The 15,744-nt window shown below is 61.5% G+C and carries 13 protein-coding genes; 11 read left to right on the top strand and 2 right to left on the bottom strand.

The window, feature by feature from the left end; genetic code table 11:
- Nucleotides 1–70: 70 nt before the first annotated feature.
- Nucleotides 71–1,648: a GlcNAc-transferase family protein gene (locus tag VX159_RS10025; protein WP_371322748.1), complete on the top strand. Its 1,578-nt coding sequence runs from the start codon at nt 71–73 to the stop codon at nt 1,646–1,648.
- Between the two features lie 20 nt (nt 1,649–1,668).
- On the opposite strand, the gene VX159_RS10020 is transcribed toward VX159_RS10025, so the two are convergent.
- The gene (locus VX159_RS10020) at nt 1,669–2,163 is read right to left on the bottom strand and encodes a hypothetical protein (RefSeq protein WP_371322747.1); all 495 of its coding nucleotides are present in this window, start codon (nt 2,161–2,163) and stop codon (nt 1,669–1,671) included.
- A gap of 147 nt (nt 2,164–2,310) precedes the next feature.
- Here VX159_RS10020 and VX159_RS10015 point away from each other — a divergent pair, with 147 nt between their 5' ends.
- From VX159_RS10015 to VX159_RS09985, 7 genes are all read left to right on the top strand, one after another.
- Entirely contained in the window at nt 2,311–4,041 is a 1,731-nt protein-coding gene (locus VX159_RS10015) for an FkbM family methyltransferase (protein ID WP_371322746.1), read from the top strand.
- A gap of 96 nt (nt 4,042–4,137) precedes the next feature.
- Nucleotides 4,138–5,487 (top strand): TolC family protein, encoded by a 1,350-nt coding sequence (locus tag VX159_RS10010; protein WP_371322745.1) that lies wholly within the window; start codon nt 4,138–4,140, stop codon nt 5,485–5,487.
- Nucleotides 5,487–6,683 carry an efflux RND transporter periplasmic adaptor subunit gene (locus VX159_RS10005; RefSeq protein WP_371322744.1) on the top strand — a complete coding sequence of 399 codons (1,197 nt, stop codon included), beginning with the start codon at nt 5,487–5,489 and terminating at the stop codon, nt 6,681–6,683. Before VX159_RS10010 ends, VX159_RS10005 begins: the two co-directional genes overlap by 1 nt.
- Nucleotides 6,683–7,390, top strand: a complete 708-nt coding sequence (locus VX159_RS10000; protein ID WP_371322743.1) for an ABC transporter ATP-binding protein — start codon at nt 6,683–6,685, stop codon at nt 7,388–7,390. The genes VX159_RS10005 and VX159_RS10000 overlap by 1 nt, the downstream gene beginning before the upstream one ends.
- A gap of 70 nt (nt 7,391–7,460) precedes the next feature.
- Entirely contained in the window at nt 7,461–8,681 is a 1,221-nt protein-coding gene (locus VX159_RS09995) for an ABC transporter permease (RefSeq protein WP_371322742.1), read from the top strand.
- Between the two features lie 103 nt (nt 8,682–8,784).
- A complete protein-coding gene (locus VX159_RS09990) occupies nt 8,785–9,129 on the top strand; it encodes a hypothetical protein (RefSeq protein ID WP_371322741.1) in 345 nt (114 codons plus the stop codon).
- Nucleotides 9,123–9,962, top strand: a complete 840-nt coding sequence (locus tag VX159_RS09985) for an HDOD domain-containing protein (RefSeq protein ID WP_371322740.1) — start codon at nt 9,123–9,125, stop codon at nt 9,960–9,962. The genes VX159_RS09990 and VX159_RS09985 overlap by 7 nt, the downstream gene beginning before the upstream one ends.
- A 51-nt stretch (nt 9,963–10,013) precedes the next feature.
- On the opposite strand, the gene prfB is transcribed toward VX159_RS09985, so the two are convergent.
- A protein-coding gene (gene prfB, locus VX159_RS09980) for a peptide chain release factor 2 (protein ID WP_371322739.1) occupies nt 10,014–11,118 on the bottom strand; the annotation gives its coding sequence in 2 pieces (ribosomal slippage) (nt 10,014–11,036 and nt 11,038–11,118; 1,104 coding nt in all).
- Between the two features lie 291 nt (nt 11,119–11,409).
- On the opposite strand from prfB, the gene VX159_RS09975 reads away from it, so the two are divergent.
- From VX159_RS09975 to VX159_RS09965, 3 genes are read left to right on the top strand one after another with little or no spacing between them, the layout of a single operon-like run.
- Nucleotides 11,410–12,621: a methyl-accepting chemotaxis protein gene (locus VX159_RS09975; RefSeq protein WP_371322738.1), complete on the top strand. Its 1,212-nt coding sequence runs from the start codon at nt 11,410–11,412 to the stop codon at nt 12,619–12,621.
- A gap of 12 nt (nt 12,622–12,633) precedes the next feature.
- Entirely contained in the window at nt 12,634–13,524 is an 891-nt protein-coding gene (locus VX159_RS09970) for a nitrate- and nitrite sensing domain-containing protein (protein WP_371322737.1), read from the top strand.
- Nucleotides 13,524–15,701, top strand: a complete 2,178-nt coding sequence (locus VX159_RS09965) for a putative bifunctional diguanylate cyclase/phosphodiesterase (protein WP_371322736.1) — start codon at nt 13,524–13,526, stop codon at nt 15,699–15,701. Before VX159_RS09970 ends, VX159_RS09965 begins: the two co-directional genes overlap by 1 nt.
- Nucleotides 15,702–15,744: the final 43 nt, after the last annotated feature.

The raw sequence follows: 15,744 nt of genomic DNA, 5'->3' as shown, positions 1-15,744 counted from the left end.
TATTCATAAGTCATCAGACGCCTCCGCAAGGAGGCGTCTTTTTTGCCAGGTTTCATCAGGATTTCGTTGCATGGAAACACTGCGACCGACGATCTTCGTGTCTATTGCCAGTTATCGCGATCCGGATCTCGGAAATACCGTTCGCAGCCTGTTTGAGCAGGCTGTCCATCCGGCCAGGCTGAGGCTTGGCATTTGTCTGCAACGTTCTCCGGCCGATGATCCCGATTGCGGTGTCCCTGCTGATTTGCAGGACGCTTACCCGGGGCAGATTCGGGTGCTTGAGGTGCACGCAGCAGAAAGTCGGGGAGCCTGCTGGGCCAGAGCCAGGGTACAGACGCTATATCGCGGAGAGGATTATTACTTCCAGATTGACAGCCATATGCGTATGGTTCCCGGCTGGGACGAGCGTTTATTGGCGATGCTGCGTTTGTGCCCGGAGCCACGAACCGTATTGTCGACCTACCCATTGGCATTTACTCCGCCGGATCAGTTTTCTGCCGAGCAACTGGTGACAATGCGGCCCAAGGGGTTCGATATCCACGGTGTGTTGACTTTGAATTCAACCCTCTCTGCACTGGAACAAGCACCTTCAATTCCGGCTCGCAGCGCCTTCATCAGCGCCGGCATGCTTTTCGGACCGGCGCAGTGCATGGTGGAGGTTCCCTACGATCCATACTTGTACTTCGAAGGTGAGGAAATCATGCTCGCCGTTCGCTTGTGGACGCATGGTTGGGATATTCGTCAGCCCAATCAGGCGGTTGCCTTCCACAACTATGGCCCGCAGCCAGAGCGTCCTCGACACTGGAAAGATCAGGGAAACTGGAGCGAAATCAACCGCATGGCAAGGGAGCGCATTGCCTATCTGCTGCAACAGGCTGGGGCCGGTAGCACGGAGAGCCTGATTGAAATCGAGCGGTATTCTTTGGGGCGTGCGCATTCATTGTCTGAGTACGAGCAGTTTTCCGGGCTGGATTTTTCCGCCCGGTTGCACCTCCGGTCTCCTGCCATGGCGCCCGCTGCGGCAGCCGATATCGAGCCGCAGCTATCGGCGCGGCAGAGAATTTTTTCCGACATCTGGCGCCGTAACTTATGGGGGTGTGAGGAAACCCGCTCCGGTCACGGCTCGACCCTGGCGGCAACAGCCGGCTTGCGCAGCTGGCTGGAACAGACCTGGCGTTTCCTCGGCATTCGTATTCTTGCCGATGCGGGCTGCGGGGATCTCAACTGGATGCAGCATCTGGCACCAGGCTTACGCTTGTATCTGGGGTTCGACATTGTTCCGGAGCTGGTGGCAGAGTTGCGGCAACGGCATCGGAACCGGAACAACATGTTTTTCTCGGAGGCCGATCTGGTCACCGAAATGCTGCCGGAGAGCGATGCCGTCCTGTGTCGCGACTGTCTGTCGCATCTCTCGCTCGATGCTGCGATGCTGGTGCTCGAGAAGTTTCGCAAGAGTGGTGCTCGTTACCTGTTCGCAAGTACCAGCCAGCAGGCAGAGAGTAGGAATCGTTGGCTGACTACCGGGTATTGGCATCCGGTTAATCTGCAGGCGCCCCCATTCTGTCTGCCACCCCCTTTGCTCAGCTACTACGAAGGTGGAGACAAAATGCTCGGCGTCTGGTCCTGCGAACAATTGCCGGAGTCGTAATCGGTGATGGCTTGCCGGTGCTAGGACGCCGCGCTTTTGTTCAAGGCTGAGCGAAACCAGAAAAAATCGCTGGCCATCTTCGGGTGGCAGCCAAGCAGCACACGGCTGCCGATCAGTTGTTCGAGTCGAAGCAGGGCAATGCAGCGATGATTGCCCTCAATCACGACAAACGGCCCCTGGCCCGAAAAAGCAGTGAGAATCGGTGGTTTGAGCGATATTCCGGACAAGTAGGCAGCGGTGATTCCGCGAATCTTGTCGATGTGGCGGTAGGGGTCGCTTTCCTGGCGCGGGTGCCGGGCAATTTCTGCAAGCGAAAAGCTGGCGAAAATTTCGCTCCAGTCGTATGAGCCGATCACATACATGCGCTCGATATCGACTGCCTCGACTTCACATTCGAACCAGGCGCAGCCGCTGGGCAGTTCTTCCCAGACGTCGGGGTTGGGAACTGTTCTCCCCGGGGTTTTTCGCCAGGTGTCGAGTACCTCTTCCCAAGTGATGGCGCGGCCAAATTTCATGGAGACTGGATTCTGCAGTGTCGGCAGGGCATGCGCCTGCGGGTGTTGGTGGCGGGTGATCCTGTATTATCGCAGGAGTGCCGGTCGCTGCGGCGGAAATGCCGGCGTCCCGCCAGATTCTCAGCCCGGGCTGGAAAGTGAATATCCATGGAACGTATTTTTGTCGCCATTGCCAGTTATCGTGATCGTGAATGCCAATGGACCTTGAAGGATCTGTTTGTAGCAGCCAGTTTTCCTGAGCGTATCGAGGTCGGAATCTGCTGGCAGTTCGATCCTGAGCAGGATCAGGACTGCTTCTGCGAACCCTGTCCGCGTCCGGAACAGGTGCAGGTGATCGAAGTTGCCTTGGCGGATGCCCGAGGAGCTTGCTGGGCCAAGGCCAAGGCCCTGTCGCTGCTTGGGGAGCAGGAGTTTGTCCTGCTGATCGATTCGCACATGCGGTTTGCTCCGGGCTGGGATGTCCAGATGATCGACATGTGGCGGCAGACCGGCAATCCCAAGGCTTTTCTATCCACTTACCCCGCTGGTTACGAGCCGCCGGATGACCGCCGGTTCAATACCCCGCGCCTGACTCCGGTCAAGTTCTTCGAACGGGTGATGTCGATGAATTCGGTGTTGCTCGACATGCCTCGACCGTTGCCTTCGCATCTGGTGGCCGGTGGTTATCTGTTCGGGCGGCGCGAGATGTTCGTTGAGGTGCCTTACGATCCCTACATCTATTTCATCGGCGAAGAAGTGACGCATGCGGCGCGTTACTACACGCATGGCTGGGATGGTTACACCCCTAATCAATGCGTCATTCATCACTACTACGAACGCAAGGCCGCACCACGCCACTGGGATGACGACAAGGCCGGATGGTCGCAGATCAACCGGGCCTCCTATAACCGGATTCGCCATGTTCTTGAGATCGAGCGGACGGCAGACCCGGAGGCGCTGATTGAAATTGAAAAATACGGCATGGGCAGAGTGCGTAGCCTGGCACAGTTTCAGGGGGCGATCGGTGTTAACTTCAATGCGATGCTGATCGACCGCAAGCGCAACGAATCGGTGGCTGCGATTGAGCAGAGTCTGACCCAGCCGGTGCCGCCGCGTTCGGCTCACGAGATTCACTCGCTCGCGGTGCACGCCTGTCGGCATGGAAATTTCCTGTTGCCGCGACATGACGCCTATATCGCCAAATCCATGATCGAATACGGAGAGTGGACCGAAGGCTTGTTGCAGTTGCTGGCCGGGCTCTTTTCTCCCGGTGCGCATGTTGTAGAGGTCGGGGCCGGTTTCGGGGCGCATGCCATTCCCTTGTCCCGCCTGGTGGGTGCCGAGGGGATGGTTACGGCCGTCGAGCAGTCGCGGCGGATGGTCGATCTGCTGCATGCCAATCTGGCGCTCAACCAGATCGATAACCTGCGGGTAGTCCATGCTCAGGCGGCGCCGCTACCGGGAGCGATTGAAGTCGAGGAGCCGGTATTCCGTAACGAGGGTGGTAACTTCGGCATGCTCAAGCCGTTGCCCTTGCACGACTGGCGCAAGATGGTGCGCAGCATTGCCCTGGATGGCGAGGCTTGGGGCGCCATCGATTGCCTGCTGATTGATACGCCGGGCTGCGTGGCGGAAGTACTGGCCGGGGCGCGCCGCTTGCTTGCCGGTCAGCAGCCCGTCGTGGTCGTGAATGCCGATAACGCCGAGGATGCCGTGCGCAGTGCCGATCTCTTGCGCGCCGCCGGCTATCGGTTGTGGCAGCATGTCAGCCCATTTTATCGGGCAGACAATTTTTTCCAGAAGGTGGATAACCTGTTTGGCGGCTTGGCCAGCATGAGTCTGGTCGGCTTGCCTGATGACCGGGATATTTCGGGTTTTGGGGCCAGCCCGAGAAATTGAGGCCGGGGTTGTACGGTGCAGCTTAGATGGCGGATCCTGAGAAATCCGGGGTTTATCGGCGTAGCCCGCATCCGGGCCGAGATTTGGGTTCGATTGATGAAAGCTAATTATTCGCTGGGGGTTTTACTGGTTGTCGGGCTCGGCTTGAACTGGCTGCCGGCCAACGTATCCGCGACCGAGCTCCCCCCTTTGCCGGCTTGTGGGAAAAGTCCCGAGGCTCGCGCGTTGACCGTGGCCGAAGCTGTCGATCTGGCCCTGTGCCGGCATCCTCTGACCCGCGAATACTGGGCGCAGGCCCGGGGGCAGGCGGCCCAACTGGGGATCAGTGAAGCGGCTTGGCGCCCCCGCCTTGATGCTCGTGGCAGTTGGCAAGAGCGGCGTAGCGGCGGTATTGACAGCGAACTGCGCAGTGCTGAGCTTAGTCTCAGCTGGCTGGTCTACGACTTCGGCTTGCGTGCGGCCAACGAGGAAAATGCCCGGCAGTTGCTGGCGGCGGCTCTAGCCAGCCGCGATGCGACGCTGCAGGGCGTGTTCCTGGCTGCGGTCCAGGCGTATTACAACACTCAGGCAACGCAGGCGGCTCAGGCGGCCGCCTTGCTGGCCGAAAAAGCCGCAAGCCGCAGCCTGGAAGCGGCCGAGGCGCGGTATCGCGCTGGCAGCGCTACCCCGGCCGACCGCCTGTTGGCCCAGACTGCGCGTTCACAGGCGACGCTGGCGCGAATTCGTAGCGAGGGTGAAGCGCGGACAGCACGTGGGACGCTGGCCAATGCTCTTGGTTTTTCCGCGAGCCAGCCCCTGATGCTGGCACCACTGGCGGCGCTGCCACCCATGGCTGATTTCAGCGCCGATGTCGAACGCCTGATCGATGAGGCGCAGCGGCGCCGTCCCGACTTGCTGGCCGCCCAGGCGCAGGTGCAGGCGGCAGAAGCAGCCGTTGCCGCCGCTCGGGCCCAGGGCCGCCCTGCTCTGAGCCTGGGGGCCGGGCCGCAGTGGCAGTCGCTGGCCGGGCGCGAGACGCAGGTCAGCAGCCTGGGGCTGACCCTGAGCGTACCGTTGTTTACCGGCTTCGAGCATACCTGGCGGGTCCGTCAGGCCGAAGCCCAGCGCGACTTGCGGCAGGCGCAGCAGGAACGCCAGTCGAACCAGGTCGCGCTGGACGTGTGGAAGGCTTGGCACGGTTTGCAGACAGCCACCCAGGCCTGGCAGGCAAGTGGCGATCTGCTGGCAAGTGCCGAGCAGTCGGCGCGGGTCGCGCTTGGGCGCTACCAGGCCGGGGTGGGGACGGTACTTGATTTGCTGACGGCGCAGGCGGCCGAGGCCAGCGCCCGGCAGCAGCGGATTCAGAGCGAACTTGACTGGAATGTGCAACGGGCAAGCCTGGCCCAGGCGCTGGGGCGACTGGAGCCGGGGTGGCTGGCGACGGCTGCAGGTGAGCAGGGATGGTGATGAAAGCAAAAAGCAAAATCGTGATTTTTTCGCTGTTGACCGTGGGATTCTTGGTCGCGGCTGGCTGGTATCAGAAGCAGCGCGAGGCCGGCCGTCCGGAGCAGCGGTTTCGTAGCCAGACGGTCGAACGTGGCGAGGTGGTGCAAAGCGTTTCGGCCAACGGCACCCTGAACCCGGTGGTACTGGTCAATGTCGGTACCCAGGTGTCGGGGACGGTACGCAAGCTCTATGTTGATTTTAACGATAAGGTCAGTGCCGGACAGGCCTTGCTCGAACTCGACGATGCCTTGCTTGCAGCCCAGGCCAAGCAGAGCGAGGCGGGGGTTGCCAATGCCGAGGCGGCGCTTGAGCTGGCACAAGCCAACGCTACCCGGATGCAGTCGCTGTACGCGCAGGAGTACGTATCGCGGCAGGAATTCGAGCAGTCGCAGCAGGCGCTCAAGTCGGCGCGGGCCCAGCTCGCTCTGGCCCGTGCGCAGTGGCAGAAGGACAAGGTCAACCATGGCAATACGGTGATTCGTTCGCCGGTCTCAGGCGTCGTCGTGGACCGGGTTGTCGATCTCGGGCAGACCGTGGCCGCCAGCTTCCAGACCCCGGTGCTGATCAAGATTGCCCAGGACCTCTCGGAGATGCGGATCGACACCAGCTTTGCCGAAGCCGACATCGGCAATATCCGCGAGGGGCAGAAGGCCAGATTCACGGTCGACGCCTTTCCTAACCGGAATTTCACCGGCGAAGTTCAGCAGATTCGCCTGAATCCGACCAATCAGCAGAATGTCGTCACCTACAACGTGCGGATTACCGTGGCCAATCCCGAGCAGGTATTGCTGCCGGGGATGACTGCTTACGTCAATATTGCCGTGGCCCGGCGCGAGGATGTGCTGCTGGTGCCGAATGCGGCGCTGCGCTTCAAGTTGCCGGACGATGTCAGGCCAGATGCCGACAAGCCGGCGGCGGGCGACGCCGCCAAAGGCGGCGGGGCAGCGGGGCGCAAGGGCAAGCGCGGCGATGGCCAGCAGGGGACCGTTCAGGTTCTGCTCGGCGATGAAATCCGGCCGGTCGCCGTGCAACTCGGAATCACCGACAACCGCAATACCGAAGTGATCGGCGGCGAACTCAAGCCGGGCGACCGGGTCATCGTCGGCGAGAACGGGGCCAGCAAGAAGCCCTCGTCGCTTGGCATGAGAATGTTCTGATGGGCGTGCAGCCGGTGATCCGCGTGGCCGGGCTGGCCAAGTCCTACCGTACCGCAGCCGGTGATTTCACTGCGCTGCAGGGGGTTGATCTGGCGGTCGAAGCGGGGGACTACATCGCGATCATGGGGCCTTCCGGTTCGGGCAAGTCGACCTTCATGAACCTGCTCGGCTGCCTCGATACGCCGAGTGCCGGCGACTATTACCTGGCCGGTAAGAACGTCGCTCAACTTGATCGCGAACATCTGGCCGAGTTGCGCAACCAGTTGCTGGGGTTTGTCTTTCAGGGGTTCAACCTGTTGCCGCGCATGAGCCTGCTCGACAATGTTGCGCTACCGCTGGTGTATGCCGGGATCGAGAAGCCGGTTCGCCGGGCGCGTGCCGCCGAATTATTGGCCAGGGTCGGCCTTGGGCGCTACGCCGATTCCTTGCCCAGCCGGATTTCCGGCGGTCAGCAACAGCGGGTGGCGATTGCCCGGGCGCTGGTGAACCGGCCGCAATTGCTGCTTGCCGACGAGCCAACCGGCAACCTCGATAGCCAGACCAGCGAAGAAATCATGCGCCTGTTCGGTGAACTCAACCGCGAAGGCATCACCATCGTACTGGTGACGCACGAACCCGATATTGCCGCGCATGCCCGGCGCCAGGTGCGTTTCCGCGATGGCCGGATGGTCAGCGACGAGCGCAGCGAGCAGGAGGTCGGCGCATGAAGCAGCTTTTTTTGCCAATTTCACGGTCGACCGTGAACGCAGCCCGAAACAGCACTTGGCGGAGGGGGCGATGATTCGCGCAATGCTCTCCGAAGCCTGGCAGGCGATGGGGGCCAACCGGCTGCGTACGGCCCTGACCATGCTCGGCATGGTGATCGGGGTTGGCGCCGTGGTAATTATGCTGGCAATCGGTCAGGGGGCGCAGTATGCGGTACAGCAGACGATCAGCACCATGGGCTCCAACCTGTTCATTGTCCTCTCCGGCTCGTTTACCACCTCGGGCGTGCGCAGCGGCTCAGCCGGTGCGCCAACCCTCAATCTTGCCGATGCTGATGCGATAGCCGAACTCGAAGGCGTGGTCAATGTTGCACCGACCCATCAGGGAACCCGGCAACTTGTCTACGGCGCGCAAAACTGGAGCGCGCAGGTGATCGGGACGACACCGGAATATCTTGCTGCGCGCGCCTGGAGCATCGTCAATGGCGCGGCCTTTGCCGACTCCGATGTGCGCTCGGCAACCCGGGTCGCGCTGATCGGCAAGACCGTCGCCGATAACCTGTTTGGCGAAGAAGATCCGGTCGGCAAGACCATGCGTATCCAGCAAAATCCCTTTGTGGTGATCGGCGTGCTCGGCAGCAAGGGGCAGAACCTGGATGGCCGCGACCAGGACGATACCGTAATCGTCCCGCTCAGCACTGCTCAGCGCAAGGTTTTCGGTACGCCGTTCCTGGGCTCGGTACGGATGATCATGGTCCAGGCGGATCACGGCGAAAATATGCAGAAAACCATGGATGCCGTAACCGCCTTGCTGCGTCAGCGGCATCGTCTACGTGACGGACAGCCGGACGATTTTTTCATGCGCAACTTGTCGGCAGCGGCTGAATCGGAAGCTGAAACGACGCGGACGATGTCGATCCTGCTTGGCGCGATTGCCTCGATTTCGCTGCTGGTCGGCGGCATCGGGATCATGAACATCATGCTTGTTTCGGTGACCGAGCGGACCCGGGAAATCGGCATCCGGATGGCTATTGGTGCCCGCGAGCGCGATATTCTGACCCAGTTCCTGCTGGAGGCGATCATCATTTCGCTTGCCGGTTGCCTGATCGGCCTGCTGCTCGGCCTGGGCGGCGCCTTGCTGATCAACTTGCTGAGCGGCATGGTGGTGGTGATTTCCGGCAGTTCGGCGCTGGTGGCATTCAGTGTCGCTGCTGCGGTCGGGGTGTTCTTCGGTTGGTATCCGGCTCGCAAGGCGGCACGGCTCGATCCGATCGAGGCGCTGCGTTATCAGTAACTGGTCACTGAAAACATGCAAAATCTTAAAAAGTCATCCGGGATAATGGTGTTTGCGTTAAATTAACGTTTTCTGTCAACTGGTTGACGCCAAGGGTAGAGGGATGAACGACGAGCAGGAAGGGCCCGCGCATTTTTGCTGGCGGGCCGTCACCGAACTGCAGGCCGGCATGGTTCTCGCCCGTCCGGCCCGGGCTGCGCACGGCAGTCGTGCCACCTTGCTGATCGGGGCCGGTGCAACGTTGACCGAGAGCACCATTACCCAGTTGATCGCGCGGGGAGTGGAGTGCGTGGCTGTCCTTGAAGCCTGTCCTGGCGATGCCGAATGGGCGACTGCCGAGGCCGCATACCAGCAACGCCTGCAACAGATCTTTGGCGGTGAGCCGGAGGATCGGGGTTGTATTGAGTTGCTCGCCGCACTGCGCCAGCTGGGACCCTGTCTATGCTGAGTCAGGCCGACCTGTCACTTGAAGTACCCCGTCTTGCAGCGGCGCTGCCACCGTTTCCCCGCGTGGTCCAGCAGATGCTCGAATTGTTGCGCGATGATGACCTCTCGATTGAAACCCTGGCCCGGGTGGCGCGTAACGATGCGGTAATTGCCGGGCAGATCCTGTCGGTTGCCAATCATGTGCGCCGTCTCCGTCTGCAGGCTGATCTTAGCGACCCGTTTGCCGCTGCTTCGCTGATCGGTCTCAATCGGGTACGCCAGATTGTGGTTGGTGCGGGAATGAACCGTTTTGTCCAGGCGGCGGCAGGCAGTACCCCGTTTTTCTATGCCCATTCGCTGGCGGTTGCCATTGTCGCGCAGGAGCTTGCGGCACTGCACGATCTGTCGCTCGAGGATGCCTACATCGCTGGCATCCTGCACGACATCGGCCAACTCTGCTTCCATGTTCTGGATCCCGAGGCATATCGCGCGGTTGCCGAGCAGGCGGCAGTCGATGGCCGGCTGATCGAGCATGAGCGGGCTGCCTTCGGTTACGATCATTGCCTGATCGGCTGTCTGCTGGCCGAGCATTGGAATCTGCCGGAAGGGGTGTTGCGGGCAATCGCCACGCATCACGATGACGATGCTCCGGAGAGCCGCTTGCAGGCTGTGGTGATGATCGCCGAGGTACTGACCCGGGCGCTCGATCTTCCCGAGTCGCCGAACAACCGGGTGATCCGCATCAATCCGCTGGCCTGCGAGTTGCTGGAAATCGATTTTTCATCGCCAACCATGCTCGACTGCTTGGGCCGCTGCCGGGCCCGCTACCGCCACGCATTCCGTTTGCCGGGGTAAACACACAAAGGGCGCCGCAAGGCGCCCTTTGTTCTCTTCGTGGGCGTTCGCTCAGACGCCCTGCTTCAGGCTGGCCTCGATGAAGGCATCGAGGTCGCCGTCGAGCACCGCCTGGGTGTTGCCGACTTCGTAGTTGGTGCGCAGATCCTTGATCCGGCTCTGGTCGAGCACGTAGGAACGGATCTGGTGACCCCAGCCGATGTCCGACTTGGCATCTTCGAGCTTCTGCTGTTCGGCCTGCTGCTTGCGCAACTCGTGTTCGTAGAGGCGGGCGCGCAGCATTGACCAGGCCTCGTCGCGGTTGCGGTGCTGCGAACGGTCGTTCTGGCACTGGACGACGATGCCGGTCGGGATGTGGGTCAGACGCACCGCAGAATCGGTCTTGTTGATGTGCTGACCGCCAGCGCCAGAGGCGCGGTAGGTGTCGGTGCGTACGTCGGCCGGGTTGATCGCGATTTCGATCGACTCATCGACTTCCGGGAAGACGAAGACCGAGGTGAAACTGGTATGGCGGCGGGCGTTGGAGTCAAACGGCGACTTGCGCACCAGGCGGTGGATGCCGGTTTCGGTGCGCAGGGTGCCGTAGGCATAGTCGCCGGACAGCTTGACCGTGGCGCTCTTGATGCCGGCGACGTCGCCTTCGGACTCTTCCATGACTTCCACGGTGAACCCCTTCTTTTCGCCGAATTTCAGGTACATGCGCAACAGCATCGAGGCCCAGTCCTGGGCTTCGGTACCGCCGGCACCGGCCTGGATTTCGAGGAAGCAGTTCGACGGGTCGGCCGGGTTGTTGAACATCCGGCGGAATTCGAGGGTGGCAATCTTCTTTTCGATCTCGGCGCAGTCGGCCTCGACGGCGTGCAGCGTATCGTCGTCGTTTTCCTCGCGGCCCATCTCGAACAACTCGCGGCCGTCCTTGATCCCGGCATCGACCGCTTCGAGGACGAGGACGATGTCTTCCAGCGATTTTTTCTCTCGGCCCATGTCCTGGGCGCGTTTCGGCTCATCCCAGATCTTGGGATCTTCCATTTCCTTCGACAGCAGCGTCAGGCGTTCGCGCTTGTGATCGTAGTCAAAGATACCTCCGTAGCTCGGCGGCGCGCTGCGCCAGGTCGTCGAGCTGGTTGGAGATGGCATTGAGTTGTTCGGCTTCCATGTTCGTTCCGTGACTAAAGCGTTGCAATGGCGCGAATTATAGCCGGGGCCGGGGCTGCTGTTGCGTTGCACAACGATGATGCGGTGCAGCAACAAGTCCTGCGGGAATGCACCAAATTAGTGAATATTCGATTCCATATCGTGAAATTATCCCTGTTGAAAATTTTCCGGATCCTTTGTTTGTTCTCTAACAAAATGAATTTAAACGATAAAAATAAAAACCATCGAAGATGGCAGGGATTTTGCTGATTTCATTCCATGTTTAAGTTGGATGCCAGTCCGGGAGAGAGTGATGAGCAAGGAGTCCGTATCCCATCCTTTGACGCCCGCCCTGCTTGATTGCCTGCACCGTCAGCGTGGGCAGGCCCTGCTGATTGCTTCGCTGGCCGTGGCCGGAGGCGCCTTGGCCGGCGCGGCACGGCCCTGGGCGGCCAGTCCCGAGTGGTCGCTGTTGTTGACCGGGGCAATCTTGCTGCTGCTCTCCGCCGCTTTGGCCTGGCGCATGCAGCGTGGTTTTGAGCGGGCCTGTCTGGCCATCGATCAACTCGCCCTGGCCTTGTCCGAGGGGCGCCTCAGCCAGCGGATCAACCGCGAGGCTTGCCTGGCACTGGCACCTCTGGGGGAGCGGCTGGATGGCATGGCACGGTCCTTGTGCGGGATGCTGCTGGGGCTGGCGCGGATGGCCCAGGAAATCCACAGCGTCGCTGGCGAGGGCCGGGCCAATGCCAGCGGCGGCGATGATGGGGTCCGCGCTCAGCGGGACGTGACTTTGTCATCCTCGGCAACGCTTGAGCAATTGACCGTCAGCCTCGGAATGACCAGCGACAGCGCTCAGGGTGCAGCGACTGTGGCCGAACGGTCAGGCGTCCAGGCTCAGGCGGCTGCCGGGCGAGTGACGACCCTGGCCGGCGGCTTGCAGCAACTGGCGGCTACCGTCGACGCGACCGCCAGCGGTGCGCAAAGACTCGGGGAGCGTTCGCAGGAAATCACTTCGATTGTCGATTTGATCGCCGAAATTGCCGGGCAGACCAATCTGCTGGCGCTCAACGCCGCAATCGAGGCGGCACGTGCCGGAGAGCAGGGGCGCGGTTTTGCCGTGGTGGCCGATGAGGTGCGCAAGCTGGCGGAGCGGACAGGGCAGGCTACCGGTGAAATCGGGCAGCGGATTGCGAGCGTCCGGCATGAAGTCGAGGTGATGGAACGGGCCATGCATGCCACTGCGAAAGAGGCTGCCGAGAGTATGCAGGCGGCGGCGGAGGCGGTCGCCGAGTTACAAGCGGCCGAAGGCAGTGCTGGCGAGACCCGGATCCTGATTCGCGATATTGCGGCGGCCGTTCGTGAGCAAAGCGAGGCGGCCCACAGCATTGCCCGGGCGATCGAGCAGGTGGCCCGACTGGCCGATGATAACGAGCATCTGGTGCATGCCAACAGCGAATTGTCGCGTTACCTCGATGAGTTGGCACGGCAGTTGAACGTGGTGCTCAACGATTTTGATTACGAATAACGGAGGTCGATCATGCAATGGATGATGCCGGGAATGGCTGCCCTGTTTGCTGCCCTGATCCTTGTCTATTTCCTGGTGCAGCGGCGCCGTCGCTGGCTGCTTGCCGCGCAGTCGCTGTCGGCCAATCTGGCCGCCTGCGAAATTCTCCTCAATCTGATCGCCAGCCTGCAGCAGCATCGGGGAATGTCTTCCGCCTGGTTGTCAGGGGATGCTGGCTTCAAGCGGCGGCTTGAGGAAAAAGCACGGCAGATTGACGAATTGCTGCCCCGCCTGCGCGAATTGGCACAGCGTGAGAGCCTGCAGGCACATCCCTGCCTGACGCCCAACGAACTGCAATTATTTCGCTTCCGTTGGGAGAAACTGCGCGACGGACTGGCCGGTCATACCCCGGAGCAAAGCATTGCCCGCCACAGCGAGTTGCTGGAACGGCCGCTGTCGTGGCTTGCCGCCGTGGGCGAAGCGCGGGTCGAACCGTTATTTCCCGATGCCGGTTTGCAGCGGCTGGCCCGGAACTACGCCAGCCGCTTGCCGGCATTGAGCGAGTGCCTTGGGCAGGCGCGGGCAGTCGGGGCCGGAGTTGCTGCCCAGGGGCGTTGCTCGCCGGTCGCCCGGGTCCGTCTGGTATTTCTGGTCAGCCGTGCCGAGTCGCTGCTGCAGTCGGCACTGGCCGGGGAAAGTGGCAGTCGCGCGGAAAGTGCGCGGCAGGCGGTACAGCGGATGTTGCTCGGGATTCGCGAGGAGTTGCTGAGCGGACGAGTCGAGTTGCCGCCGGAGCAGTATTTTGCACTGGCGACACGGGCAATCGACCTGGTCTTTTCGTGGATGGACGGCAGCGGCGAGAGCCTGCTCCATGCCGGACAATCCTGGCTCGATGCACATCAGGATGTGCCGGTCCTGAATTGATGAAGAACAATATATATCGCTGGGAGAAACAGATGGTCGCCGGGAAGCTGCTTTGTCGCCCCGCCTTTGCACCGCGCCTGCGGCGCCGTTCGGCCTGGTCCAGAATCGATTCCGGGCGGGTGCTGCAGGTGCTGGTGGATAACCTTGAAGGGATGGTCTATCGCTCGGCGATTGACGAAAACTGGACCTTTCACTTTGTCAGCGATGGCTGCCGGGTACTCACCGGTTATACGCCGGAGGAACTGGAATACAGCCAGCTGACTTCGCTCGAAGCGATCACCCACCCGGAGGACCGGGTCAAGGTGCGGCAGGCAGTTTGTGCCGCACTCGAGGCATCCGGGCGTTATCGCGTGCAATACCGGATTTTTCACCGTGACGGCAGCGAAAAATGGGTGCTCGAACGCGGCACGGTGGTTGCAGACGAATCGGGCGAGCATGTACTCGAAGGCTTTATCGAAGAGGTGACCGAGCAGGTCATGCGTGAACGCCAGCTGGCCGATGCCGAGTTGCGGTATCGCAGTATTTTCGAGGATTCGGTGATCGGCATGTTCCAGACCTCGATTGATGGGGCCTATCTTGCCGCCAACCGTGCGCTGGCCAGGCTCTACGGCTACGCCAGCGCGTCTGACCTGATTGCCGGGCTGTCGGACATTGCGCGCCGGCTATATGTCGATCCGGAACGCCGCGAGGAGTTCAAGCGGCGGATTGTGGCGACCGGTCGGGTGGTTGATTTCGAATCCGAGGTGTACCGCTGCGATGGCAGCCGCATCTGGATCTCGGAAAACGCGCACATCGTTTATGACCAGGACGGCGAGGCCTTGTACTACGAAGGCACGGTCGAGGATATTACCGAGCGTTACCGGGCGCGTCGCGAGCTTGAATACCAGGCCACCCACGATCCGCTGACTGGCTTGCCCAACCGCAACCTGCTGCAGGATCGCCTGCATCAGGCGGTCCTGCGTGCCCGCCGGCAGGGGCGGCGTGGCGGCGTCGCCTTCATCGACCTGGACAACTTCAAGTTCGTCAATGACAGCCTTGGCCATGGTGCGGGTGACCGCCTGCTGGTCGAGATTGCCCAGCGGTTGCGTGCCTGTCTGCGCGATACCGATACGGTGGCCCGCTATGGCGGCGACGAATTCGTGCTGATTCTCGGCGATTACGATGGCCAGAGCGATGGCTTGCAGGTATTGCAGCGCTTGAAGTCGGCGATTGCCGAACCCTTCGAACTGGAAGGGCATGAACTGCAGGTTGATTGCAGTATTGGTGTCAGCGTCTTTCCCGACGATGGTGAGGAAATGGAAAGCCTGCTGCGTCATGCAGATGCGGCGGTGAACCACGCCAAGCGGCTGGGTAAGGGGCAGTTCCAGTTCTACACCTCGGCGCTCAACTCGGCGGCGCGCGACCGGCTGGCGCTCGAGTCGGCCTTGCGCAAGGCGGTCGGCAACGAAGATCTGTACGTGGTCTACCAGCCCAAGGTCAATGCCCTGGGCCGGGCCGTCGGCTTCGAGGCGCTGGTGCGCTGGGATAGCGAGGAATTCGGCAGCGTTTCACCGGTGCGTTTCATTCCGTTGGCCGAGGAAACCGGGCTGATCGGCCAGCTGACCTGGTTCGTGCTGCGCGCGGCCTGCCACGAGGCGGCCAACTGGCGCAAGGCTGGGCACCTCGACCTGCGGGTGGCGGTGAATATCTCGCCACGGCTGTTCCGCGAGCGTGATCTGGCGGCGCTGGTCCGCTCGGTGCTGGACGAGGCCGGCCTGCCGCCGCAGAACCTCGAACTGGAAATTACCGAGGGGATGCTGATGGGTGACGTGCAACGCTCGCTGGCGGTACTGCACGAACTCAAGGCGATGGGGGTGGACATCGCGATCGACGACTTTGGTACCGGCTACTCTTCGCTGGCTTACCTCAAGCGCTTTCCCATCGACATCCTCAAGGTCGACCGTTCCTTCGTTCTCGAATGCGACGGCGACGCCGAAGCGACCGCGATCACCCGCGCCATCGTTTCGCTGGCGCACAGCCTGGGTTTGCGGGTGGTGGCCGAGGGGGTCGAGCGGCCGTCGCAACAGGCGGTGCTCAATGCGCTCGGGTGCGAGGAATTCCAGGGTTACCTGTTTGCCCGGCCGCTGCCGGTCGAAGCGCTGGCAGCCTATCTCAACGCACATCCGGGGGGCGGCTGAAGCAGGCAGCGGGTAGTGTGATTTTTGCGGTTTATCACGGTCG

It is taken from the genome of Dechloromonas sp. ZY10, from assembly GCF_041378895.1.
Lineage (GTDB): Bacteria > Pseudomonadota > Gammaproteobacteria > Burkholderiales > Rhodocyclaceae > Azonexus > Azonexus aquae.
Note: the sequence above shows the minus strand (reverse complement) of the source record. Positions and strands in the feature narration are given on the sequence as shown.